This window comes from Candidatus Poribacteria bacterium, from assembly GCA_021162805.1.
Lineage (GTDB): Bacteria > Poribacteria > WGA-4E > B28-G17 > B28-G17 > JAGGXZ01.
Window position 1 is genome coordinate 1 of record JAGGXZ010000007.1, and the last position, 24924, is coordinate 24924.

Annotated in this window: 16 protein-coding genes; 2 read left to right on the plus strand and 14 right to left on the minus strand. The window is 54.8% G+C overall.

The annotated features are described in order from the left end of the window. Positions 1–151 precede the first annotated feature (151 nt). The 8 genes from J7M22_00675 to J7M22_00710 all read right to left on the minus strand — a co-directional run bounded on the left by J7M22_00675 (position 152) and on the right by J7M22_00710 (position 12141). Positions 152–505, minus strand: coding sequence for a hypothetical protein (locus J7M22_00675; protein ID MCD6505112.1), 354 nt, complete (start codon positions 503–505; stop codon positions 152–154). Next, complete coding sequence (locus tag J7M22_00680; protein ID MCD6505113.1) at positions 502–1113, minus strand: class I SAM-dependent methyltransferase; 612 nt, start codon at positions 1111–1113, stop codon at positions 502–504. The genes J7M22_00675 and J7M22_00680 overlap by 4 nt, the downstream gene beginning before the upstream one ends. Positions 1114–1129: 16 nt before the next feature. Then, a complete protein-coding gene (cobN, locus tag J7M22_00685; GenBank protein ID MCD6505114.1) occupies positions 1130–4852 on the minus strand; it encodes a cobaltochelatase subunit CobN in 3723 nt (1240 codons plus the stop codon). A gap of 213 nt (positions 4853–5065) precedes the next feature. Continuing rightward, positions 5066–5848 carry an ABC transporter ATP-binding protein gene (locus J7M22_00690; protein MCD6505115.1) on the minus strand — a complete coding sequence of 261 codons (783 nt, stop codon included), beginning with the start codon at positions 5846–5848 and terminating at the stop codon, positions 5066–5068. After that, the gene (locus tag J7M22_00695) at positions 5845–6867 is read right to left on the minus strand and encodes an iron ABC transporter permease (GenBank protein ID MCD6505116.1); all 1023 of its coding nucleotides are present in this window, start codon (positions 6865–6867) and stop codon (positions 5845–5847) included. Before J7M22_00695 ends, J7M22_00690 begins: the two co-directional genes overlap by 4 nt. Beyond that, positions 6854–7822, minus strand: a complete 969-nt coding sequence (locus tag J7M22_00700; protein ID MCD6505117.1) for an ABC transporter substrate-binding protein — start codon at positions 7820–7822, stop codon at positions 6854–6856. Before J7M22_00700 ends, J7M22_00695 begins: the two co-directional genes overlap by 14 nt. Beyond that, positions 7819–10044, minus strand: coding sequence for a TonB-dependent receptor (locus J7M22_00705; GenBank protein MCD6505118.1), 2226 nt, complete (start codon positions 10042–10044; stop codon positions 7819–7821). Before J7M22_00705 ends, J7M22_00700 begins: the two co-directional genes overlap by 4 nt. A 195-nt stretch (positions 10045–10239) precedes the next feature. Continuing rightward, positions 10240–12141 carry a magnesium chelatase subunit D family protein gene (locus J7M22_00710; GenBank protein MCD6505119.1) on the minus strand — a complete coding sequence of 634 codons (1902 nt, stop codon included), beginning with the start codon at positions 12139–12141 and terminating at the stop codon, positions 10240–10242. 150 nt (positions 12142–12291) lie between these two features. On the opposite strand from J7M22_00710, the gene J7M22_00715 reads away from it, so the two are divergent. Together J7M22_00715 and J7M22_00720 are read left to right on the plus strand one after the other, a co-directional pair. Then, positions 12292–12717, plus strand: coding sequence for a hypothetical protein (locus tag J7M22_00715; protein ID MCD6505120.1), 426 nt, complete (start codon positions 12292–12294; stop codon positions 12715–12717). Between the two features lie 3 nt (positions 12718–12720). After that, a complete protein-coding gene (locus J7M22_00720; protein ID MCD6505121.1) occupies positions 12721–13452 on the plus strand; it encodes a PspA/IM30 family protein in 732 nt (243 codons plus the stop codon). 1 nt (position 13453) lies between these two features. On the opposite strand, the gene J7M22_00725 is transcribed toward J7M22_00720, so the two are convergent. The 6 genes from J7M22_00725 to J7M22_00750 form a co-directional block, all read right to left on the minus strand. Next, entirely contained in the window at positions 13454–14122 is a 669-nt protein-coding gene (locus J7M22_00725; protein ID MCD6505122.1) for a hypothetical protein, read from the minus strand. Continuing rightward, positions 14122–16044: a hypothetical protein gene (locus J7M22_00730; protein MCD6505123.1), complete on the minus strand. Its 1923-nt coding sequence runs from the start codon at positions 16042–16044 to the stop codon at positions 14122–14124. Before J7M22_00730 ends, J7M22_00725 begins: the two co-directional genes overlap by 1 nt. Positions 16045–16113: 69 nt before the next feature. Further along, positions 16114–18435, minus strand: coding sequence for a PBP1A family penicillin-binding protein (locus tag J7M22_00735; GenBank protein ID MCD6505124.1), 2322 nt, complete (start codon positions 18433–18435; stop codon positions 16114–16116). 192 nt (positions 18436–18627) lie between these two features. Next, the gene (locus J7M22_00740; GenBank protein MCD6505125.1) at positions 18628–20145 is read right to left on the minus strand and encodes a 2-isopropylmalate synthase; all 1518 of its coding nucleotides are present in this window, start codon (positions 20143–20145) and stop codon (positions 18628–18630) included. 128 nt (positions 20146–20273) lie between these two features. After that, a complete protein-coding gene (gene aroF, locus J7M22_00745) occupies positions 20274–21296 on the minus strand; it encodes a 3-deoxy-7-phosphoheptulonate synthase (GenBank protein MCD6505126.1) in 1023 nt (340 codons plus the stop codon). Positions 21297–21346: 50 nt separating this feature from the next. Then, positions 21347–24502 carry an isoleucine--tRNA ligase gene (locus tag J7M22_00750; protein ID MCD6505127.1) on the minus strand — a complete coding sequence of 1052 codons (3156 nt, stop codon included), beginning with the start codon at positions 24500–24502 and terminating at the stop codon, positions 21347–21349. Between the last annotated feature and the right edge of the window lie 422 nt (positions 24503–24924).

Genomic DNA, 24924 nt, shown 5'->3' on the forward strand with positions numbered 1-24924 from the left:
CCTCCTTCTCTTTTAGTTTGGTTTGTCTTTGGGAGGTTATACCATGATTTCTGCCTCATGGCAATACCAATCTCAGACTTTTGTCAGTCAACCAGGCTGACGGCTGACAGCTAATGGATCGAGGAGGTTCAAACATGGAAGGGAAGATCGTCTATTTTGAAACTCCGGGGAAGGTCAACACCGATCTCACGCTGAAGGTCGCCCGGCAGAGGGCGGAGGAACTGGGCATAAAACAGGTCGTCGTCGCCTCGACGCATGGGTATACGGCCAAAGGGTAGGTCAAAAGGTTTTCTGAATCTTGATTAAGCTCCTTAAGAGCTTTGAGCAGGTACTCGTTCGCCTCATATATTTTCCTGACGGCGATCGACATGCTATCGTGGATGGCGATATTCCCTGATGTTTTCGCTTTATCAGCCCATTCCTGAAACTCTCCGGCATGCTCCTCATTATGAGCGATCCAGTATTTCAACAGCGCTTCAAGCCTTTTCACATCCATCTTCGTCATCTCGGTTCACCTCCACTGAGTGCTAAAACCAGATATCCCCTCTCATCATTTATGATATCATACCCTTCAAACCCCGTCGAGCAAAGAAGCTTCTCCATCTCCTCGTCGGGCGGGATCATATCATCTCCGATAGCGCCCCCTATCCTTCTATGCAGCTCATTTACCTCCTCCCTCCTCAGAAGGTGGGAGATCACAAGCCTCCCGGTAGGCTTTAAGACCCTGTGGAACTCCTCAAGCGCTTTCCTCTTATCCGAGAAATGAGGAAAGGCGGAGAAACACACGACGACGTCACAACACCCCCTAATAAGGGGGATCGAAATCACATCGGCCTGAATGAACCACACCCTCCCCGAGAACTTCCGTCCCCTCGCCTTGAGGAGCATCTTCAGTGAAAAATCGAGGCAGTAGACCTCCCCTTCGTCTCCGACCATCTCCAAAAGATAGGGCGTAAGCCTCCCCGTTCCCGAACCCACCTCGAGCACGATATCCCCTCTCCTCAAGCCCCAAAGTGAGATATGGTTTCTAAGCTTGGGGATCTCGCCATCCTTGAAGTAGTCCATACCGCAACCCTGGGAGACCTCGTCGAAGAACCTCCTTTTCTCGTTCAAGGTCCTCTTCCCCCTTTCATTCCAAGATCATCCGTTTCCACTCCTCGATCTTCTCAGCCTTCTCCCGCCATTCATCCACATCCCTCTTCGTAAATATCCTCACATCTCCTCCTTGAAATTCGCCCCTGCGCTCTTCATCCTCCAGGATTCCCTCGAGTTCCATATAGATCTCCTTCAGCTCCTCGAGGTTCTCCTCGTCGGCGTTCCACATCCCTCTACTATGAGCCTCGAGCAACCTCCTGGCGATCTCCTCCAGGGCATAGGGGTTGTGCTCCATGAACCACTCCTTCATCCCGACCACAATCCTCTTTTGAATCTCGTCGTATATCCAGTCCTCGACCACCCCCGCGGTGGCATCCCAGCCGTAAAGATGAACCACCCTGGATGAGATATCACCCGCCCCCTTATATCCGTGTCGTCTCATCCCCTCGAGCCATTTAGGATTGAGCAGTCTAGTTCTCACCACCCTTTCTATCTCGTCCTTCATGTCGCGAACATCGATCCGATCGGGGTCTCGCGTATCACCCCAATAGGTTTTCACATCCTCGCCCGATATGGATTTGACGGCGGCGGTCATCCCGCCCTGGTAGGCGAAGTAGCAGCAGCAGCCTAGCAGATCATGCTCATCGCTTTCCAGCTTGTTAAAGGAGACTTTCACCTTGGACAGGTTGAAGGCGAAGGACTTGTGTGCGGGCTGGCCGTAGACGTCCTTGCCGTAAGCATATCCGCCCCAATCGACGTATACATCCCTCAGATCCTCTTCGTTCTCCCAAGCTGAGGCCTCGACGGCGTAGTTCACGCCTGCTCCGTAGCTTCCGGGCTGAGCGGCGAACACCCTGAAGGTAGCTTCCCTCTCCGATAACCCCCTCTCCATCGCCTCAAGCTTATGTTTCCTGATGTAGTTTATCTCCGGCGGCTCATCCAGACAGGATACAGCCCTTACGGCCTCGTCTATCATCTCCCATATGTGCGGGAGGGTATCGCGCATTATGCCGCTTAATCTTACGGTGACGTCTATGCGTGGCCTGCCTAGTTCCTGAAGCGGAATGATCTCGATCCCGCGCGCCCTTCCTCCTTTATCCCACCTGGGTTTGACCCCTAACAGGTGGAGTATCTGAGCGACCTCCTCCCCATCGGCCCTGAAGACGTCCATTGAGAACAAAACCATCCCGACCGATTCGGGATACTCGCCCTCCTCATGCAGGTATCTGTGCAGGAGCTTTTCGGCAAGCTGTTGGCCGACCTCAATGGCCGCGGGCGTAGGAACCCTCCACGGATCGACTCCGTAGAAGTTCCTTCCCGTGGGCAGAACCTCCACCCTGCCGCGCGTCAGGCTGCCCGACGCTCCGGGCTCGATGTACTCGCCGTTCATGCCGCGCAGAAGCTGTAATACCTCCCTCCTCGTCGCCTCCAGCTCCCTAGCCACCTCCAGGCCGTACTCCACCGTCCTCCGTAGAACTTCGATCGCCCCGGGGTTCCTCACCTGGAGGGTTTCCTCGATTATCCCCCCGTCCGTGCCCTTTTCCAGAGCGAGCTTCATCAGCTTCCGAGCCTTCTCCGTCACCTCATCCAGGAACTTGCCGGAGAACGGATCTTGAAGTACTTCATCATAATTCCCGCCCTCTACCTCTATGATTCCCCTCCTTATCGAGGGCACATCTCCGTCGAACCGGAGGATGGAGACGAGCATGTCCACCAGCTCATCCCCTTGGGGTGGCTCGCCGAGGATGTGGAGCCCATAGGGGATCATCGTCTCGCGCATCAACGTCAGCCTGGAGTGAAGCTCCTCCCTTATCTCCTCAAATTCCTCCTCCCCCTCGATCAGATTCGCCTTCAGGGCCAGATCGGTTATCTGTCGCTCCAGCACCTTCATTCTGGCGTCATCCTCCGTCCTTCGGGCGTCCTCATATTGTCTCAAAAGCCCGTCGATCTCCTCCAGATCGTCATAAAGGCCCGAGGGTGAGATGGTCGGGATGAGATGGTCGATGAGGGTTGCGTAGCTCCTGCGCTTGGCGATGATCCCCTCCGGGGGATTGGAGATCGTGTAGATGTAGAGGTGAGGTTTGTCGGAGATGGAGATCTCGGGGAAATCCTCCTGAGCCAATCCGACGCCTTTGCCGGGCAGGAACTCCAGATAGCCGTGCGTCCCGACATGGACGACGAGGTCGGAGTTCTGAGCTATCCACATGTAGGTGGCGAGCCAGTGATGGGGTGGGGGAAGGGTGGGATCATGTAGTATCTTACAGACTTTGCCGTCACATTTCGCCCCGGCACATCCCCTTTTGGGTTGGAGAATCACGTTCACGTTGCCGAAGTTCAATCCAGTCACGAGTATCTTCCCCTCATACACCATCGCCTCTCCCGGAGGATCGCCCCAGCTTTCGATCACCTTCTTTTGCGCCGATTTGGGCAGTGAGTCAAACCATCTCTCATATCTTTGAGCGTCGATATACTCCAGCACGCCGCCTTTAGAGACGATCTCATCCGTTGTGGTCCATCTGAACTCGGAGATCGCCTTCCGATCCAGTATCATCCTCACCAGATCCTCGCCCGATTCGGGAATTCCCTCAACCCTGTATCCCATCTCCTTCATCGCCCTCATGACCCTGACGAGGCTTTCAGGCGTGTCCAGGCCGTATCCTCTCCCGACTGTAGCCTCAACGCTCTTGCAGGGGGCATTATGTAGGACGAAGGTGATCCTGCGTTGAGGTATCGGCTTACGCTGTAGTGTCAGCCATCCTTTGATCCGTCTCATGATCAGATCCGCCCTGTCCCCTATCGGCATCTGCAGGGCATAGCTTCCCTTGATCCTGGGTTCGCTCACCTCCACCTTGGCGCTGATCAGGATCGGCTCGATCGTCCCGGAGATCTCCGGCTGGGCGACGGACATCACCTGGCTCATCGGGCTAATCCCCTGAGGGTCCGCCCTCCACTCCTCCTCGCTCTTGTAGTACTCCTTTATCCCCTGCAGGATCGGGGCGTTCAGCCTCTCAAGCGGGGTGAGATCGCCCCTCAGGAGGGTGAAGGATTGGAGGTTGAGGATCAGATCGCATCCCTCGAGCAGCTTCAACGCCTCCTCGTTACCCGGTATTCCCAGCCTCGGATCGCTCATGCTGTAGCTGAAGACCGGCACCACCCCTATCTTCTCCCCCTCCAACTTATGAACGAGCAGATCCACCGTCGCGGTGTCGCCGTTTTCCCACTGCGATCTGTAGAAGAGCAGCCCGACCCTTGCTTTTAGCGGATAGACCTTCTCGTACTCCTCCCTCGATGCGAACACGCCCAACTGAGGATGATATATCCCCTGCCAGGGGATGGGTTCAGGAGGAGCAGGTTGGAAATCCCATCCTGCCAGCTTCCCTAGGAAAAGAATCAGGTTCTTCAGGTTTCGAATGCCTCCGAACTTGTAATATCTCTCGGCCTCAAGGGCGGCCGATGGGTGTACGTTGCCTTCGATCCCCCCTTCCCCGAACGAGACGACGATTCTATCCGGTTTGCCCTTCGACAGCTCGTCGATCCGTTCAAAGGAAGAGGAGCCGTAAAACAGGAGGGCATCGGCCCCTCGTGCATACGAGATGAACTCCTCCCAGTCGACTGTCGATCTGGGGGTAACGGCCCTCAGCTCGATCCCGTAACCCTCCTTTCGGAGGGATTCCCACGCCTCGGCGAAAAGCCTGAGCACGCTGCCTGAGTACCCTATAACGGCGGCTAACTTGAAAACCCCCTTCCTCTTCGACATGTGAAACACCTCCTCAAGTGGATCTCAGCATTGCTCTTATTCCCCTTAAGTGTAGAATTCCTTCCTGACCGATCATTTGTCGTTCACAACTTGGTCATTTGAGTCATTGGGTCATTTGGCTTCGCCGTCATTTAAAATGGCCATAAATGACTACAAGTGACTATAAATGACGCTTTTCAGCTATGGCTGCTAGTTTCAAGATCTCCACCACACTCAGCAACGATATGAGTAAGTCGGTATTATAAAGCGTCTCCCACCCACCTCCGCCATATCGACCTCAACATCGAAAAGCTGGGCTATCGTATCCGGGGTGAGGAGCTGTTGGGGAGCGCCCGATCCGATCAGCCTTCCCCCCCTCAACATCAGGAGTTTATCGGCGAAAGAGGCGAAATTCAAATCGTGCAGAACGAGGATGATGGAAATCCTCCTCTCGGTTTTGAGGCGTCTGAGAAGCGAGATCACCTCGATCTGATGTCTGAGATCCAGGTTGTTAAGCGGCTCATCCAGCAGCATCAGCCTCGGCTGCTGGGCGAGGGCGCGTGCGATTCTCACCTTCTGGCGCTCACCACCGCTCAGCTCGTCGAACCTGCGCATGGCCAGATGCTCGGCCTTCACCATTCTCAACGCCTCCATCGCGGCCTCAATCTCCTCATCGCCCGGTTTCAAACCGAATCCCTTATGCGGATATCTACCGATCAACACCACCTCAAGCGATCTCAGCGGCATCCTCTCCTCGCCATCTTGTGGCAGAAAGGAGACGAGCCTTGCGATCATGCGCTTTGACAATCTCCTCAAATTCAGCTTTCCTCCGTCGATCTCGATCCAGATATCGCCTCTCCCGTTTAACATCCCCCCCAAACATTTCAGGAGGGTCGTTTTACCTGAGCCGTTCGGCCCCACCACGGCTGCCATCTCATTTTCCACCTCGAAGCTGATCTCCTCCAGCACTGGTCTCCCGCTATAGCTGAAGCTGAGCTTATCGACGAGAAGTCTCATCGTCGTCCTCTCCTCATCAGCAGGTAAAGGAAAAAGGGTATGCCGATGAGGGATGTGGTGATCCCTATCGGTATCTCACTCGGCGCCAACAGCAACCTCGAGATGGTGTCGGCACCCAGCAGGAGAAGAGCTCCCGTCAGGGCGCTCGTGGGAAAGAGGAGCGAATGTTCAGCCCCTATCAGCAGCCTCGCTATGTGAGGGGCCACAAGGCCGATGAACCCGATCGTTCCGGTGAAGGAGATGACCGTGGCGGTCATGAGCGATGAGAGGGCTGTGGAGATCAGCCTCAGCCTTTTGACGTCCACGCCCAGACTCATGGCCACCTCATCTCCACTGAGCATGGCGTTCATCTCCCAGCTTTTCGAGATCAGTATCGGAGCGGAAAGGACGAAGGCGATGAAGACGGCTCCAACCTTCCACCACCGCATCCCGTTCAGGCTTCCCATCAGCCAGAAAACCACGGCATGGACGTCCTCTCTCATACCCAGATATTGGAGTATGGAGGTGAGGGATGAGAACAGATACATGACCGCCACCCCGGATAGGATCATGGAATTGGAGGAGGCGCCTTTCAGACGGGCCACGCCGTATGCGATGGCGGAGGCGAGAAGGGCAAAGGTGAAGGCGTTTGTGACGATCAGATACCTGCCCCACCCTATCAATCCCGCCCCTAACGTTATCGCTAAAGCCGCACCGAAGCCCGAGGCGCTGGCCACCCCAAGTGTGAACGGGCTGGCTAGTGGGTTACGCAGTATCCCCTGTATGGCCGCGCCTGAAAGGGCCAAACACGCCCCTCCCAGGATCGCCATCGTCACCCTCGGCATCCTCATCTCCCACACGATCGCCCTCTCCATTCCATCGCCGCCACCGAGGAGAATTCGGAGCAGCTCCTTCAACCCGATCGATACGGCGCCAAGTGAGAGGGAGATGAGGATGGTGAGAAGCAGCGCCACGGAGATCGCTCCTAAAAGGTGGATCCTGCGTGACCTATATCTCGAATAGAGCTCACTTCCCTTCATAGACGAATATCCCCTTAAGCTTGACCCCCAGAAACCTCTTCAGATATTCCTCGTGTATTTTTCTCGGTTCGAGCTCATCGAACCGCTTCGGGTAAAACCATTTCGCCAGATAACACACGCCTACGAAAGCCCTGGGTCCGGTCCAGATGTCGGCCGAGATCAGATATACCCTTCCGTTTCTCACAGCGTCGATCTCATCCCATCCGGGACGAGACGTGATCTCACGCCATAGATCCCTGAGGGGAGCCGCGTTATCGACTCCGTAGCCCACCTTCACCCTTCCCCTGGAGACGGCCTTGACTATCACCTGTGGGTTCTCCCTCAACACCCATTCGGGGCTCAGACGGGGATATGGGACGGGTTGATCGGCGGCTATGTTCATCCCGCCCGCCGCCTCGCACAACTGAGCTCCGCCCGATCCTCTTGCCACCGATACATAGTCTGAATAGCTCTCCACATAAACCTTCACCCTTTCTTTAGGCGGGATGCGCTTCACCCTCTCCCTCACCAGTTTGAGCTTGGCACCTATAAATTGGATCATCTTCTCAGCCTTTTCCCTTTCACCGAACATCTCACTCAACCGCTTTATATCCCCTGTGAGCTTATCGAGCTTGTAGCAGTCGATCCTCATCACCCTTATGCCAAGCGGGTTTAGCCCCTCCTCCAACCTCGAATCGGGCCATCTGCTGTAGGCTATCACGGCGTCCGGCTTGAGGGAGGCGATGAGCTCTAAATTTGGCGAGTTCCATCTTCCGACGGAAGGTTTGCCGGAGAGCTTAAGGGCGAGTTCGGGGCATTTAAGTATCTCGTGCGATACGCCCACGACCCTCCCCTCGGCGCCCAAGGCACATATGATCTCGGCCGCGTCGCCGTTGAGGAGAACGACGCGGCTCAGGGGGGCTCCCTCCCCCTGAGCCGCCATCAGTAGGAGGGTGAGGCACAGAAGCCTGATCATCTGATCTCCCTGCTTAGCTTCATCCAGATCGTTCGCCCAGGCGCCTTATAATGCTGGTAATACTCCTCGTTCAACAGGTTCTCCACCGCCAGAGTTATCGAGGTGCGATCGGTTATCGAGCACGATAGGGAGAGATCCACGACGAAATGCGGATCGTAAACCCCGTAGACGCCGCTTTCCACGTCCGAGTTGTCGTCCTCGGTATACGCCTTGCTCACATATCTGGCCGTAATCCGACCGCTCAGAGGCGAGCGGTTCAGATCGAATCCGGCGCTGCAGATGAGATCGGGGATACGTGGAAGCCTTTTGCCGACCGAGTCGGGATTAGCGGGGTTCTCCAGCACCTCGGTATGGGTATAGGTGAGGGCGAGGAAGGGCGAGATACCTCCGATAGGTTTGAGGTTCGCCCCCAGCTCCACACCTTTGCTCTCGGCGGAGGCTACGTTCTCCTTCCTTTTGATCCCCTTGTAAGAGGTGCCATGTCGTTCGTTATACGCCTTCACCTCCTCATCGGAGAACGACCTGTAGTAGATCAGATCCTTCATCCTGTTATAAAACAGCGTCGCCCTGGCTCGCAGTAGATCGCCTATCTTTCGATCTATGCCTACCTCGGCCGAATATCCCCTTTCAGGTCCGAGCTCCGGGTTACACAGATACAGCCTTCCCCAGAAATACCAGCTCTTATAAAGGTCTCCCACCTCCGGCCCCCTGAAGGAGGATCCGATCGACGCCCTGAGGGAGGTGACATCGTCCGGGTTGTATACAACCGATGCCTTAGGAGAGAAGGTCATCTCGCTTCTCTCGTCGAACTCGTCCTCGATATACCTCTTCTCCTTATCCCGCCATTCCCTGTTGTATCCGTCCTTCACCTTCCACACGTCCAACCTTCCACCCAGAAACAGCTTTAGCTTTTTTTCCATCAGCATGAGCTCCTCCTGAGCGTAGATTCCGGCCGAGACGACTTTTCCCTTGGTCTGGAGGTTCAATCTAGATGCGCTCGATCTATCCAGCCAGTTCTCCAGAGTCCACCGTTTCGCGTCGACCTTTCCCTCCCTGAGATCGGCTCCCACGTTAAGTTTCGAGCGAGGTATGATCTCCCTTAAGGCGGAGTGTATCTCGATTCTCAGGTTTCTCTCCGGCGACGAGGTGTAACTGCCGCTTGGCGAGACCCACCAGTGCTCGGTCCTGTCCCACTCCGCTATCAATTCCACCTCGCCTTTCTTCCCTAAGCTGTGTTTGAACGATGCCCCGAACATATCGACCGGCTCACCTCCGTAACTGGACGTGAATTGAGTCTCGGACACCTTTACCTTGACGTTCGATCCCTTGAGTTTAAACACGCCGGACCGGACCGCGGATAGGGTCTGGGCATCCTTCAGATAGCTCTCGCCGCCCTGATATCCGTAGTTGAAATCGCAGTGCCATAGCTTAAAGCTCAGGCGGTTTTCCCCGTTCGGCTTCCAGTCCAATTTGAGGTTATAGCTTTCGTCTTTATACCAGTTCTTGCCCGTATCACCGACCAGATAGACCGTATTTCCCTTCCTGTCCTTTGTCTCCTCGAACCCTATCACCTCACCCTTCGGCTCGGTTTTGCCCTTATAGGGTTTAGCGAGGACGGGGATGGTCGGGTATCCATCGGTTCTGCGCTTGACCGCCGAGAACAAACATCCCACTTTCTCGTTTCCGTCGCCTAAGGATATCTCGTAGACCTTTGTGCCTCGTTCCGCCGCCGAGAGGTCCACCTTCAACGTCGGTTGATGTGGTCGAACGGTGATCAGATTGACCACCCCTCCCATAGCGCGTTCGCCGTATAGGGCTGAAAACGCCCCCTTTGCAACCTCGATCCTCCCGATGGACGCGGAGGGGAGTCTGCTCCAGCTCCATCCCTTCGGCGCTGGCAGGCCGTCTATCAGGATCAGATTTCGATCCGATCCGTAAAATCCCCGCATGCTGACGGTGGGCATTATATCCGAAAGGCCCTTCGACCTCTTAAGGTAGACGCCCGGTAGATCCTCCACGGCCTTGTCGATCGTCGGGGCGCCGATGCGGGCGATAAGATCGCGGCCCACCACCTCCACCGAGGCGGGCGTCTCGATCGCCCTCTCCTGCGATCTGGTCGCCGTCACCACCACCTCTTCGAGCTTAACCTTGCTCTCATCGGCATGACAGACCGTCAGGGCGAAGAGACATAACAAACTTAAAACCGCACACCCCTTCAACATCACCTACCTCCGTTGATGATGTTATTTATCCGATTCGCTTTTATTCCCATTGCGTCCACAGCTCAACCGTCATTTGTAGTCATTAAGTCATTCGGCTTCGCCGTCATTAATGACTACAAATGACGATAAATGACGACAAATGACAATAAATGACCTATAGGCGGCGGACGGTAGCTTTAAAAACCTCTGCTACATTCAGCGATAATATGAGCGAAAGTTTTTTGACCTGAGTTCATCCAGTTTATACCTCTCCCCACCGGCGATCTCCTCGATGAGGTCGTTATATCCCACCTTTAGGAAGCCGTCTTCGCCGTCGATTATGACCAGGTGTATTCCCTCCTTTCTTATCCTTTCGGCCAGTCCCCTTATCTCGGCGCCGATCTTCTCCTTGATCGGGACGTTCGCCCTGCCGTCCGAGACGAGCATCATGATCGGATATTCATGTGGGTTCCTATTGATCTCCGAGCGCAGAACCTCCAGGCCCCTTTTAATCCCGGCGGCCAACGGCGTCTTCCCTCCGGTGGGAACCTCCATCAGCTTCTTAGCAGCGAGGGTAAGGCTGGAGGTAAACGGCATGACGAGCTGTGCTCCCTCATCCCTGAACGCGACGAATGCGACCTTATCCCTCTTCTGATAGGATTCCCTCAAAAGCTCCATCACCACTCCCTTCGCCACCTCCATTCTCCTCTGAACGCCCATCGATCCGGATGCGTCCACCACAAAGGCTATGGCCGCTGAAACCCGTCTTTCCCTCACCTTCACCCTCAGATCCTCCCTTTCAACCCTGAAACCGTTCCCTGAAGATCTGAGGGCTGCGGCTCTGAGTGTTGCGTCCAGGGCGATATCGCTCTCGCTCCGTCTGGGCATCCTAGGCTTGACGTATTTCCCCGAGCCAGTGGAGATCGACTTGGCCCGTCTGCCGTGTCCTACCCTGAGTTTTCTGTCCCTCTTCGGGTTGATCTGGGGTTTGAGGGCCCGTCCTATGTCGAACCTCCTCTCCCCACCATTTCCTCCGCCTCCCCCGCCCTTATCCTCCTTATCGTCCTCGTCCTCCTCCTCATTTTCCCGCTCTTCCGGTTCGTCATTCATCACCTGATCGAGGATCTCCTCTATATCGGGCGGTTCCTCGAACGGATCGGTTTTAAGCCTGTGAGGAAGGACGAAGGAGGCGGCCTCCCTGATATCCCCTTCTGACACCTCCTCCCTCAGATCATATGCGGCTATGGTTCTGGCGCATCTGGCGATGAGGATATCGGCACGGTGACCGTCAACCTCGAGTTCGACGCACATCTTAGCTATCTTCCCCAACATCTCATCTGAGATCCTCACCTGCGGCAGCATCTCCTTGGCCTTCACAATTCGATCTCTCAGTTTTCTCTGTCGAGGTTCCCACCTTCGGGCGAACTCAACCGGGTCGGACTCGAACTCCTCGACCACCTCGATTATCCTTTTTCTCTCCTCTATCTCCCTGCTGCCTCTCACCTCGACGCTCAGGCCGATTCTATCCAGTAGCTGCGGTCTGAGCTCCCCCTCTTCCGGATTCATCGTGCCGACCAGGATGAACCTTGCGGGATGTGATACCGATATCCCCTCCCTCTCCACCACGTTCACGCCCATCGCGGCGGCGTCCAGAAGCACGTCCACGAGGTGATCCTCCAGGAGGTTGATCTCATCTATGTATAGTATCCCCCGGTTGGCCTCGGCGAGCAGTCCAGGTTGAAGCGCCTTTATCCCCTCCTTGAGCGCCTTTTCGATGTCCAGGGTGCCGGCTATTCTATCCTCTGTCGCACCAAGGGGGAGATCGACGACCCTCATCTTACGCCGGATGACGGGCAATTCCTCGCCCGCCTCGGCCCTTTCGGCGCATAAACCGCATTGCATCGATCTATCGGTTGGGTGACAGTTGAAAGGGCAATCCGCCACCACCTCTATATCGGGCAGAAGATCGGCGAGAGCCCTGACGGCGGTGGATTTCGCCGTGCCCCTTTCGCCTTTAATCAGAACGCCTCTCAGGTTGGGGTTTACGGCGTTAAGTATCAACGCCTTCTTCAGCCTCTCCTGACCGACTATCGCTGTAAACGGCAGAACGGATCTCATCCACACCCTCAGCTTGTGTTATTTTCCTAAATAAGATAACACAAAGGCGGTTATAAGTCAACCTCGAGAATTTCCTCGAACACAGGTGGGGTTGACAATCCCGGCTTATAGGATATAATTATGTTTAGACCACCGGAGGAGGAGACGAAGATGGCTCACCTAAGCACAAAGGAGTCGATCATCCGGTTTCTCAAGGAACACGGTTATGACGTTCAGGAGAGCGGGGAGGATATCCTGGTCGTGAGGGATGAGGACGGGATACCGCTATACCTGATGGTGGGGGATGAACAGGTGGAGTTCATGTTGGATCTGTGCGGCGTGGATGATCTCGATCCGGAAAGGCGTGAGGAGGCCTATGAGAAGATATTGGATGAGAACACCGAGATACTGCCGACCTGCTTCGGGATAGACTCCACAAATCCACAGGATAAGAGGATCGTTCTCGTCGATAGCCTCGCCCTTGAAAATCTGGACCCGAACGAGATGCTCCTCTCGCTCGACTCCATCTATATGAACGTCCTAACCGCCCATAAGCTGCTCAGCCCATACTTTAAGGATCAAAAAAGGAGGGATTAGACGATGGGCATTCTCGACAGGGCAAAGAGGATATTTAAGGCGAATATAAACGCTGCCCTCTCGAAGGCGGAGGATCCGGAGAAGATGCTCGCGCAGATCGTCTCCGACATGCAGGAACAGATCATCAAGGTCAGGCAACAGGTGGCCGCCGCGATCGCCGACCAGAAAAAGCTCGAAAAGCAGTGGCGGCAATACGAGGAGGAGGCCAAGACCTGGCAGGAGAGAGCAAAGCTGGCGCTCCAGAAGGGAAACGAGGAATTAGCCAGGCAGGCGCTTGAGAGGAAGAATCAGGCGCGCGAGCTGGCCGATGAGTTTAAGATCCAACTGGATAAACAGGCAACTGCGGTCCAACAGCTCAAGGAGTCGCTCAGGGACCTGGAGATGAAGGTGGAGCAGGCGAGGAGAAAGAAAAACCTCCTCATCGCCCGGCAGAAGAGGGCCGAGGCTCAGAAAAGGATACATGACACCATCGCCGGGATGAAAGAGGGATCGGCCTTCGAGGCCTTCGAGAGGATGAGCCAGAAGGTGGATGAGATAGAGGCTCAAGCGGAAGCCGCCGAGGAACTAGCCGCCGAGAGAGAGGATAAAGACCTGGAGAAGAAGTTCAGAGAACTGACCGCCTCAAGCGTCGATGAGGAGCTGGAAAAGCTGAAGGCGGAGCTACAAGGGGGAAAACCGGCCGATCCGGTGGAGGCTGAGTTGCAGGAGCTTAAAAGCGAGGTGGAAAAGGGATAACTCATGCCGTAAACCGCACACCTCGGTGCCTTTTCGCCCTGTGTCTTTCGCCCAAACACAGCGTGAGGGCAAAGGCACAGGACATAAGACTCATCACCCCCAGGTTCATCCACCTCGTCGGTGAAAGGAGCGTCAGATCGGCGAGAGGTGAAAGAACCCTGAGTAACCTCCCGATCCTTCCGCCTGCGAGATAGTGACCGAAGGTGAGAAGGGCGATTAGCGGATAGATCCAGACGGAGAATTTATCCAGGCAGGCTCCGAGGAGCGTGAAAGCCAAGACGGAGATTAAGATGCTGATCGCACTCGATGCCATCCCCTGTGGATCGATCCCTCCGATTCCCAACCATAACGCCGTGATATGGGGCGCTGAAAGTAGGAACATGAAAAGACCGAGGCTCAGGGTGAACATAATCCCGGCGCGCAAATCACCGGGTTCGATGAAGACATGAGAGATAAGCGGAGGGAGGAGCCATAACATGATAAGCATGGAAGCGGCGAAAAACTCATAGCCGATTCGCTTGGGCGAATCCGCTTCCCCTCCCGTCTCGAACTCCCAGAGGAGGCCGAGGATCAAGGTGAGGGAAAGCAAAATCACATAGGCTAGGGCGATCCGAATCACCTGGGATGAGTATGCCATCCAGATCGCCCTGAAGACGGCAAGATTCATCATCAGAACTTCAATCTTATCCTACCGCTGTAGATCGAGGACGCGTTCTGACTGCGCAACACCTCAAAGAGATCGCCTGATACGTCGTAATACCGCCTTGTATAGTTCCTACTGGTCTGTCCCGGATTAAGCCGGATGTATTCCAGATTGAGATTGAGGTTGCGCAGTATGTCCCAATCTATTCCGAGCAGGTAACTGTTAGCCTCGCTCTCCACCTCCGATTTCTGCCTGTTGACGTCCTTGAACTCGGCATCCATCCCTCCTTTGGACGATCCCATGATATGCTGGAGATAGAGGTTCAGCTCCCTGTATCTGTACGGATTCGGGTTTAAAACCCATTGCAGGTTCGTTCCGAAGAAGTTATCCAGCCCGTGGGCATCCGTCGTATAGCTATCCTCGAGCCTGGAGGGCGTGATATAACGGGTGTCCTGCTCGCTGTATCTGAGGATATCCCTCAGCGAGAGATTAAGCCTGGGGGAGATATCGTATCTCATGAAAAGGTCCTGATCTGCTCCGAATATGTTGTAGGTGTCGTCCAGATCCGGTTTCTGGTTGAGGTCCTCATAATCCTCGATGTATTTCTGCTGTGAGTTGCTTCCGCCCAGAGTCAACAGGCCATCCAGGTTCTCCGCCTTCAGTGTGAAACCCTCGATCTCGTATCTCCTGAGCACGTGATCGCTCCTATCAAGCAGGTAGATGTTGCCAAAGGGATCGATGGCGGCGAATTCCAGGTCATGCAATTTCTCGCTCCGTTTGTCTATTCTGTAGATCACCTCATCCTTCACCTTTCCCTCCGGGGTGAAGCGCTGGATACGTTCGATGAGGTTATAGGCGATGGCTTTCCTGGCGAGTTGTTCCTCTTGTTTTCGCTCCTTTTCCTTCTCTTTCCCCTCCCCCTCGGCCTGATCCACCAGCATCGGCTCCTGATCGGGCATCATGCTTCCCTCGTTGAGGAGAGATCTGAGCGTTTCGGTTCTCGAAACGTAGTCATAGTTGCTATCGCCCTGGAAGATGATGCTTTGTATCAGAACGGAAAGCAGATCCTTTCTGCTCATGATCAGCCGTTTCCATCTGGCTGAATCCTTGACGAGGATCTCCCCGTTTGAAGCGATGGCGAGATAGGACGGATCGATCATCTCCCCTTTGCCAAGCCCCTTGTGTCCAAAGGCGCTGAGGAATTTCCCGTCGCCGGAGAACCGTATCATCCTATGATTCCCTCTATCGGCCACGACCACCTCCCCGTCGGGAGATATCGCTATATCGGCCGGATCGTCCATCTCGCCGTCTCCCCCGCCATACCTGCCGAACTCGAGGAGCTTTTCGCCCGAAGGGCTGAACTTATATATCCTTGAGTTTGGGGGGTCAAGCACGAACAGATCGCCCTTCCTATCCGCCGCTATCAGAACTTTACGATCGTATCCTTCAGGCTGGACCCCCAGAGCATATCTTCCCTTTTCGTCGATAATGACCCTTGCAGGCAGAACTTGATTCGGCCTGCCCTTCAGCTTATCGATGAAGATCTTATCCAGCAATTTCCCTTTGGGCGAGAACTTCAAAATACAGGGGCTGAATAGATAAACGGGAGGAGATGAGCTTTCATCAAGCGGGTAGGCCCCCAGATCCGCCACGAATATGTTCCCCGACCCGTCCACGCATATATCACCGGGCCTGTTCAAGGAATCGTCCAAGATGGTCAAAACCGGTTTTCCCTGTCCGTTCAGCTTCTGGATAATCCTGTTTTTCAGGTCGCTCACGTAGATGTTGCCCTCCAGATCGAAGGCGATCGATATCTCAGGACCAAACCCACCTTCACCGGCAGCCTTTCGGCCTATCTCGCCGGTGAACCTGATATAACCCACGCCGAAGCTCATCCCCGCCGAAATCAGGGATAGGAGAAGCGATACGGCTAAGATTTTCCTTTTCATCGGACTCCTCTGAAGTTCTGATCGGATTTACGATGGGAATTATACCACATTTCAGGATCGGATGCTATATCAATCATGAGCGTCGCACAGTTTGGTCGGCTCCGTGCCTTTGAGGAATACCTCTCGAAAGAGCGATTTCGGTGGGCATTTGCCGGGGTTATAAAGCAACCCTGTGTCTTTATCTATATCTCTGAAGACTATACCATCTATGGTGTTTGGATTTTTAAAGTCCTTCACGTATCCTCTGCTTGCCCTTTTCATGAAATCGGTCCATATAGGCAGAGCGGCTCGGGAACCGGGGAGCTGAATGCTGAGTGAGGGATCATCGAATCCGACCCACACGCCGGCGACCAGATCGGGTGTGAATCCTATGAACCAGGCGTCGGTGTAATCGGAAGTGGTACCCGTCTTGCCTCCCGCGGGCCTGGAAAATCCCATCTCCCTTGCTCTTCTCCCCGTTCCCTCCTCGATGACCCCTTCGAGTTGATAGACCATCTGATAGGCCACCGCCTCGCTGAGCACCTTCCTGGTCTTGGGCAGGTTCTCCTCGATGATATCGCCGTTTCGATCCACCATGTACTTAACGCAGATCGGCTCGGCCCTTATCCCCAAGGCGGCCCAGACCCCATAGGCGGATGTCAGCTCGAAGAGCGTCAGTTCGGAGGATCCCAGGGCAAGGGAGGGGACTCCTCTCAGCGGGCTTCTTATACCCATACGTCTGGCGAGATTTATCACCCTGCGCGCACCGACCTTGTAGTAGAAGAACTTGGCGGTGGCGACGTTTATGGAATTCTCGAGCGCTTTCCTCAGGGTGACCCTACCATAGAACCTGCCGGTGTAGTTTTTCGGCGCCCAGACGCCGGCCGGAGTTTTCAATGCCCAGGGGGAATCATCTATCGTATCGGCGGGCGTGGCGATCCTCGCCTCATAGGCGGCACAGTAAACAAAAGGCTTGAAAACCGAGCCCGGCTGTCTCTTGGCCTGTACCGCCCTGTTGAACTGCGATACGTCGTAATCCCTGCCTCCCACCATGGCGCGGATGTATCCGGTTTCAGGTTCTATGGCCACAAGGGCCGACTGAGGATATTTGAGCGGATCGACCTCTGGATTTTCGAGATTGAGTTTATCATATGGCGGCAGACCGAGTTTCTCATCGATTTTGACCAATCCGTCATGCACCGCCTTATTGGCCGCCTCCTGCATCGACATATCCAGCGTGGTGTAGATCTTTAACCCTCGCGTGTAAAGCATAGACTTGGAATACCGCCTTTCAAGCCGTTGTCGCAGGAAATCCACGAAATACGGCGCCTCGTTCGTCATAGAGGGGATCGGGTAGACGCCGAGAGGGGACCTCACAGCCTCTCTATACTGCGATTCGGTTATGAATCCGTTTTCAAGCATTCTCCTCAGGACCAGATTGCGCCGTCTGAGGGCGTTATCGGGATGTCTGATCGGAGAGTAGAGGGTCGGAGACCTTGGCAATGCTGCGATGAGAGCACATTCCGGCAGGGTCAGCTCCCAAACCGGTTTCCTGAAATAGTACTTGGCCGCCTGTTGTACCCCGTATATCTCCCTTGAGCCATACCTGCCGAGATCTATGAAGTTGAGATATCTCTCCAGGATCTCATCCTTGGAGAACTTCATCTCTATTTTGATGGCCATCAGGGCTTCCTTTATCTTGCGCTTCCAGCTTCTCTCGGGCGTCAGGAAGAGATTCCTGGCCAATTGCTGCGTGATGGTGCTTGCGCCCTGACGTAGGCTCCATGTCCTGAGATCGTAGTAAATCGCTCCCAGAATCCTCTTTATCGATATCCCCCAATGCTCGTAAAACTTGTTGTCCTCGATAGCAAGGAAGGCCTTGACCAGATCGTCCGGCACCTCGGTGAGATGAACCAGCTCCCTATCGGTTCCCTCGGGGCTGTAGAGCTCGGCTATGAGCTCAGGCTCGATGAAAAAGGACTCTATCCGCCTGCCCTTTTCGTCCTTGATGTCGGTTATCACACCGTCCTCGATCTTAAGTCGGACGAGTTGGGGTTTGTGGACCCAGTGTGGATACTCGAACTCCCTCAGGTAGATCATCATATCGCCTGAGCCCTTCTCATCAGCGTTCAGGGTGAACTCGCCTATCCTCGGCACACTTCCCTTCGTCCTGGTGTATTCAAGCCTCTTCAGCTTATCAAGCAGGAACTCTATCGTATCCCCGCGCTTGACCTCACATATGTCCGAATAGACCTTGCTGGGGAGTTTCCAGGAGGAGGTTTCCTTATACTCGAGCAGATCTAGCGATGGGAGCCCCCTCCAATATCCGATTATGAACCCCACCCCGACGCCTATTCCGATATGAGCGATGATGAGGATCATAAGAATGAAAACCAGAAGAAGTTTCTTCATTTTATCAACAGCTTTCAACTATCAGCTTAAAGGGTCATTTGTCGTCATTAATGGTGGCATCCGTCCAAAGTCCAATGTTCAATGTCCAAAGTCCAGGGATTGAAGAACGCTGAACGGCGGACAGCGGACGATCGACAGCGGACGTTTCAATGACGGCGAAGCCGAATGACTCAATTATAAATGACCGTCCTGTCAGGCTCCACGTCCCGTCACGTAGATCATCTTGTTTATGGCGTCCACGTACGCCTTGACGCTGGCCTCTATCACATCGGTGCTGGCGCCGTGGCCGACAAAGGTTCTACCGCCGTCCTTAACCTTAACTGTCACCTCACCGATGGCATCCTTGCCGCTTGTCACCGCCCGGATGACGTAATCCTCCAGTTCGACCTTCAGGTTTACGATGCGATCTATCGCCTTATAGGCGGCGTCAACCGGCCCGTCGCCGCTGGCGCTATCCCTGAGAAGCTCATCCCCCTTTCTGATCGTCACGGTGGCTGTGGGGATCAGATTCGTTCCGCTCATCACCTGTATGGACTCGATCCTGTAGGTTTCCGGTATGGACTTGAACTCATCCCGGACGATCGCCTCCAGATCGGCGTCCGTGATCTGTTTTTTCTTGTCGGCGAGGGCCAGAAACCGCTCATAGATCTTATCGAGCTGGCTGCCCGATATCTCATAGCCCATCTCCTGGAGTTTATGTCTAAGGGCGTTACGGCCGGATCGGGGTGTGAGGACGAATCTGCTTTCAGGCACACCCACATCCTGGGGGTTCATTATCTCGAAGGTTCGTTTGTCCTTGATGACGCCGTCCTGATGTATCCCGGAGCTATGGGCGAAGGCGTTTGCGCCGACGATCGCCTTGTTAGGAGGCACCTCTATCCCCGTGCATCGGCTGACCAATCGGCTGGTGGCATATATCTCCTTCGTGTTCACGTCCGTGTAGAACTCATCGAAGAAGTCCTTCCTTGTACGGATAGCCATCACCACCTCTTCCAGGGAGGTGTTTCCGGCCCTCTCACCAAGGGCGTTGATCGTGCATTCGATCTGTCTAGCACCCGCTTTAACGGCAGCCAGGGCGTTGGCGGTTGACATCCCCAGGTCATCGTGACAATGGACGCTTATGATCACGTTATCGGGGACCTTCTCCCGGATATACGCTATCAGATCGGCGAACTCCTCCGGCATGGCGTATCCGACGGTATCGGGGATGTTTATGACGCTCGCCCCCGCCTCTATGGTCCCGTGCACGACGTCCATCAGGTATTCCCTATCGGTCCTGGTAGCGTCCATCGGCGAGAACTCCACCCTTTCACACAGCGATCGGGCAAGTTTGACCGAATCGACGGCTATCCTGAGCACCTCATCCCTGTTTTTTCGGAGCTGCCCCCGGATATGTATATCGGATGTGCCGATGAAGGTGTGGATTCGGGGCTTACGGGCGAATTTGACCGCCTCCCAACAGCGGATTATATCCTCCTCCATAGCCCTTGCCAGTCCGCATATCTCCGGCCCCTCCACCTCCTGAGCGATGCGGCTCACCGCTTCAAAGTCGCCTGGTGAGGAGATGGGAAAACCGGCCTCGATCACGTCCACGTTCAATCTGGCCAACTGATGGGCAATCTGAATCTTCTCCTCGACGTTCATCGCTGCTCCAGGCGACTGTTCCCCATCTCTCAGGGTGGTATCGAATATAAAGATCTTCTCAGCCATAATCTTACCTCCTTTCCCTCTTGAAGTCCAGAAGGTTGAAAGAAGTGATTAGCCGGATAATCTCAACCCACCGTCACGTGAAGCCGGATTTAGGTTCAAAAGCCCCATCTCCATTACCTCCTGCCCTTTCAGCTTCCGATCGTCCTTCCCAGGACGCTGGCCAGCGGTCTGAGTTCCTTCATCAGCAGATCGAACTGATCGGGAAGCAGCGACTGTCTTCCATCTCCCGTCCAGGAATTTTCGGGATCGTGATGCACCTCGACCATCAGGCCGTCGGCTCCCGCCGCCAGCGCCGCTTTGGCCATCGGGATCACCAGCTCCCTTCTCCCTGTGCCGTGGCTGGGGTCGACGATGACGGGCAGATGGGAGAGCTCCTTTACGGCTGGAACGGCGCTGAGATCGAGCGTATTGCGCGTGTATGTCTCGAACGTCCTTATCCCCCTCTCGCACAGGATCACCCTGTGGTTCCCGCCTGAGACGATGTATTCGGCAGCCAGGAGCCAATCCTCTATCTTCGCCGCCATCCCGCGTTTGAGCAATACCGGTTTATCTATCTTTCCGACCTCCTTGAGGAGACTAAAATTCTGCATGTTTCTCGTCCCTATCTGCAGGATATCGGCATATTCATACACGAGCTCCACATCTCGATCGCTCATCACCTCGGTGACGACCTTCAATCCTGTCTCCCGGCGGGCCATATCCAGAAGTTTCAATCCCTCTTCGCCGAGGCCCTGGAAGGAGTAAGGAGCGGTGCGGGGTTTGAAGGCCCCTCCGCGCAGAACCTTTGCCCCGCTTGAGGCTACCGCCCTTGCGATCTTCAGTATCTGCTCCTCCGTCTCCACCGCGCACGGCCCCGCCATCACTACGACCTCTTCGCCCCCTATCTCGAGATCGCCGACCTTGATCACCGTGTTCTCGCTCTTGAACTGTCGGGAGACGAGCTTATAGGGGACCATTATCGGGACGGCCCTATCCACCCCCGGCATCGCCTCCCACGGCAGGTTGCGTATCGGAGACTCGTCCCCTATGGCTCCGATCAGCACCCTCTCCTCGCCGACCGATATGTGAGGGCGTAACCCATAGGAGCGAATCCTTTCGGCCACATGCTCTATCTGCTCCTGGGTCGCCCCCGGCTTCATAACTATAACCATCCCATTTTGCCTCCTTTCACCACAAATCCCATCTTCCAAACCCTCCTCGATCAATTCGGCCGATATCCCTCGACCCTTTTCACCCCGATTTTAGCGGGATGACCGTTTATGTTCCAGCTTTTGAGGAACATATCATCCGACGGTTCCTCGACCAGTTTGACAGCCAGAGTTTCACCCATCACATAGGATCTGTGTCGGTCGAACCCCCTGTGCACCTGTTCGGTGGAACTCAGATATAGCTCTATCCTGTCGGCGACGTTGAAATCCGCCTCCTTACGCATCTGCTGGATCTTGTTGACCAGCTCCCTTGCGATCCCCTCCAGCGCCAGCTCCTCGTCTATCTCCGTCCACAACGCGACGAAATGTTCGCCCTCGACCTCGACGGCGTATCCCTCATTACCTTCGAACCTTAAGTCCAGCTCTCCTCTCTCCAGGGTGATCTCCTCCCCATCTATTCGGAGCTTAACCTCACCCTGTGAATCGATCTCCCTTTTAATCAGCACCGGATCGGACTGTGCCAGCGCTCGAGCTATCTTCTGCACCGTTGCCCCGTATTTGGGCCCCAAGAGTCTGAAGTTAGGCCTGACGGTGATCCGAGCATAATCGGCGAGATCGGTCGCAAACTCGATCTCCTTGATGTTCAGCTCCTCCCGAATGAGATCGGGAAACCTCTCGACCGATCCCCTCTCCCTATCGGAGGCGAGACCGAGGACGATCCTCCGTAGCGGCTGACGCACCTTTATCCCCGCTCGATTCCTGGCCGCCCGGCCTAGAACGACGAACTCCCTCACCAGTTCCATATCCTCCTCCAGCTCTCGATCGATCAGCTCAGACCTGCTCTCGGGATAATCGCACAGATGCACGCTCTCAGGGGCATCGGCGTCGATCGAACGCACAAGGTTCTGATAGATCTCCTCGGAGATGAAAGGGGTGAACGGGGCCAGCAGCTTGGACAGATCGACGAGGATCTCATAAAGCGTCCTATAGGCGCAGAACTTGTCATGTCCCATCTCCGAGCCCCAGAACCTGTCACGTGATCTTCGGACATACCAGTTGCTCAGATCGTCCACGAACCGATCGATGGATCTGGCGGCGCTGGTGATCTGGAAATCATCCATGTCCTCTCTGACCTTGGCAACGAGGGAGTTGAATTTAGAGATGATCCATCTGTCGATAAGCGGTCGATCGGAAACGGGGATATCATGTGAGAGCGGGTTGATCTTATCCACGTTGGCGTAGAGCACGAAAAAGGCATAGACGTTATGTAACGTCCCCAGGAACTTCCTCAGCGCCTCGTTAACGGCCTCCTTGCTGAAAATACGCCTGACCCACGGGGGTGTGACGGTGTAGAAGTACCATCTTACAGCATCCGCCCCCTGCACATCAAGGACCTCCCACGGATCGACGGCGTTGCCGCGAGATTTGCTCATCTTCTGCCCGTCGGCGCCCAGGACCAGCTCTAGACAGAGCACGTTCCTATAGGCGGGCCTGTTGTAGAGGAAGGTGGAGGTGACCAACAGGCTGTAGAACCATCCCCTGGTCTGATCTATCGCCTCCGAGATGAAATCGGCGGGAACCGTCCTTTCGGTTCGCTCCCTGTTCTCGAAGGGGTAATGCCACTGAGCGGTATGGGCACAGCCCGAGTCGAACCAGCAGTCCACCACCTCCGGAACCCTCCTCATCTGACCGCCGCATTCGGGACATCTGAGGATCACCCTGTCGATATACGGCCTGTGCAGCTCGATCTCTTTGGGGAGATCTTCACCCAGCTCCTTCAGCTCAGCTATGCTTCCGATGCACACCTGTTTACCACACTCCTGGCAGTTCCATATGTTGAGAGGAGTACCCCAGTATCGCTCACGGCTGATCGCCCAGTCGACGTTGTTCTTGAGCCAGTCGCCGAAGCGGCCCTGTTTGATATGTTCCGGATACCAATTGACCTGATCGTTCATCTCCATCATCCTATCTTTGAAGGCCGTCGTGCGTATGAACCATGAGGATCGGGCGTAATACAGGAGCGGGGTATCACACCGCCAGCAGAACGGATAGTCGTGCCTATAAGTTTCGCTTCTGAAAAGGAGCCCCCTGTTTTCCAGATCCTCTATTATGAGCGGATCCGCCTCCTTAACGAACATACCGGCCCACGGGGTGACCTCCTGGGTGAAGTTGCCCTGGGGATCGACCAGCTGCACGACCGGCAGATCATATCTCTGCGCCATCTCGTAGTCCTCCTGCCCGAAGGCCGGAGCGGTGTGAACGATCCCCGTGCCCTCGTCCAGGGTCACGAAGTCACCCGTCACCACGTAGAATGCCTTCTTATCGGTTCGAGCGAAGCTGAAAAGCGGTTCATACTCCCATCCGAAGAGCTCCTCACCTTTAAATGACCTGATGATCTCAGGCTCCTTGTCCCTAAAGACATAAGCGATCCTACCTTTCGCCAGGATATACTTCGACCCGTCATGTCGGACCATGACGTAATCGTATTCGGGATGTACCGTCAGAGCGACGTTTGAGGGCAGCGTCCAGGGGGTGGTTGTCCAGACGAGGAAATAGGTATCGGGTTGGCCTCTAACGGCCATCTTGACGAAGACAGAGGGGTCCTCCACCTCGGCATATCCCTGGGCCACTTCGTGGCTTGAAAGCGCTGTGCCGCATCTGGGGCAGTATGGCACGACCTTATACCCCTGATAGAGCAGACCGGCCTCCCAAAACTTTTTGAGCACCCACCACAGCGTCTCGATGTAATCGTTCGTCAGGGTTATGTATGGGTTGTCCATATCGATCCAGAACCCGATCCGCTCCGTCATCCTGCGCCATTCCTTCTCATATCTGAAGACGCTCTCCTTGCATCTCTCGACGAACCGCTCGATACCGTATCGCTCGATCTCACCCTTGCCGCTTATGCCCAATTCCTTTTCCACCTCGATTTCCACGGGCAGGCCATGTGTATCCCATCCGGCCTTGCGATACACATAATATCCGTTCATGGTCTTATATCTGCAGATGATATCCTTCATGATTCTGGAGAGTATATGATGCACACCTGGTCTGCCGTTGGCGGTGGGCGGTCCTTCGAGAAAGACGAACTCCGGGTTTCCCTCCCGTATCCGCATGCTTTTTCTGAAGATGTCGTTCTGCCTCCAGAACTGAAGCACGCTTTCCTCGATTTTCGGGAAATCCAATTTTGTGGAAACCTCTCTGAACATCTGACATCCTCCTGCGCTGGCTCCTTATAATGAAAAAGCCCATCATCCTTCAGGATGATGGGCTTCTGAAGATGCCTTGATGAGTCCTGGAACCTCAACTGCCCTTCAGCCTGCCCACCACCCTAAAAAGGCCCAGGGCATAAAAGTAGCTAAGCCAAAACAAAAATATATAAATTCGGGCCTCCACGTCGATGGTGAGCAGCCTGTTCATCTCCCGAACTCTCCTTCGTAAAAGTTTCACTTATATTTTACTAGAAAATCCCGAAACTATCAAGTGGAATTTTCCCTGATCTACCCCCAGTTTTATCACCCCCTTTCAATAGCTCATAGAAATTACGCAGCTTTTGAGAAGGCTTGATCCATAAGGGATTCTACCTTCTCAAGGTTGTCTCTTCCCCCATTTGATGAGGATTCAAACAAAG

Coding starts and splice junctions, on each gene's coding strand:
- J7M22_00720 (MCD6505121.1), top strand. CDS start 12,721: ATGGGCATTCTCGACAGGGCAAAGAGGATATTTAAGGCGAATATAAAC.
- J7M22_00715 (MCD6505120.1), top strand. CDS start 12,292: ATGGCTCACCTAAGCACAAAGGAGTCGATCATCCGGTTTCTCAAGGAA.
- J7M22_00705 (MCD6505118.1), bottom strand. CDS start 10,044: ATGTTGAAGGGGTGTGCGGTTTTAAGTTTGTTATGTCTCTTCGCCCTG.
- J7M22_00695 (MCD6505116.1), bottom strand. CDS start 6,867: ATGAAGGGAAGTGAGCTCTATTCGAGATATAGGTCACGCAGGATCCAC.
- J7M22_00700 (MCD6505117.1), bottom strand. CDS start 7,822: ATGATCAGGCTTCTGTGCCTCACCCTCCTACTGATGGCGGCTCAGGGG.
- J7M22_00740 (MCD6505125.1), bottom strand. CDS start 20,145: ATGGCTGAGAAGATCTTTATATTCGATACCACCCTGAGAGATGGGGAA.
- aroF (MCD6505126.1), bottom strand. CDS start 21,296: ATGGTTATAGTTATGAAGCCGGGGGCGACCCAGGAGCAGATAGAGCAT.
- J7M22_00730 (MCD6505123.1), bottom strand. CDS start 16,044: ATGAAAAGGAAAATCTTAGCCGTATCGCTTCTCCTATCCCTGATTTCG.
- J7M22_00725 (MCD6505122.1), bottom strand. CDS start 14,122: ATGATGAATCTTGCCGTCTTCAGGGCGATCTGGATGGCATACTCATCC.
- J7M22_00735 (MCD6505124.1), bottom strand. CDS start 18,435: ATGAAGAAACTTCTTCTGGTTTTCATTCTTATGATCCTCATCATCGCT.
- J7M22_00750 (MCD6505127.1), bottom strand. CDS start 24,502: ATGTTCAGAGAGGTTTCCACAAAATTGGATTTCCCGAAAATCGAGGAA.
- J7M22_00690 (MCD6505115.1), bottom strand. CDS start 5,848: ATGAGACTTCTCGTCGATAAGCTCAGCTTCAGCTATAGCGGGAGACCA.
- cobN (MCD6505114.1), bottom strand. CDS start 4,852: ATGTCGAAGAGGAAGGGGGTTTTCAAGTTAGCCGCCGTTATAGGGTAC.
- J7M22_00710 (MCD6505119.1), bottom strand. CDS start 12,141: ATGAGATCCGTTCTGCCGTTTACAGCGATAGTCGGTCAGGAGAGGCTG.
- J7M22_00675 (MCD6505112.1), bottom strand. CDS start 505: ATGACGAAGATGGATGTGAAAAGGCTTGAAGCGCTGTTGAAATACTGG.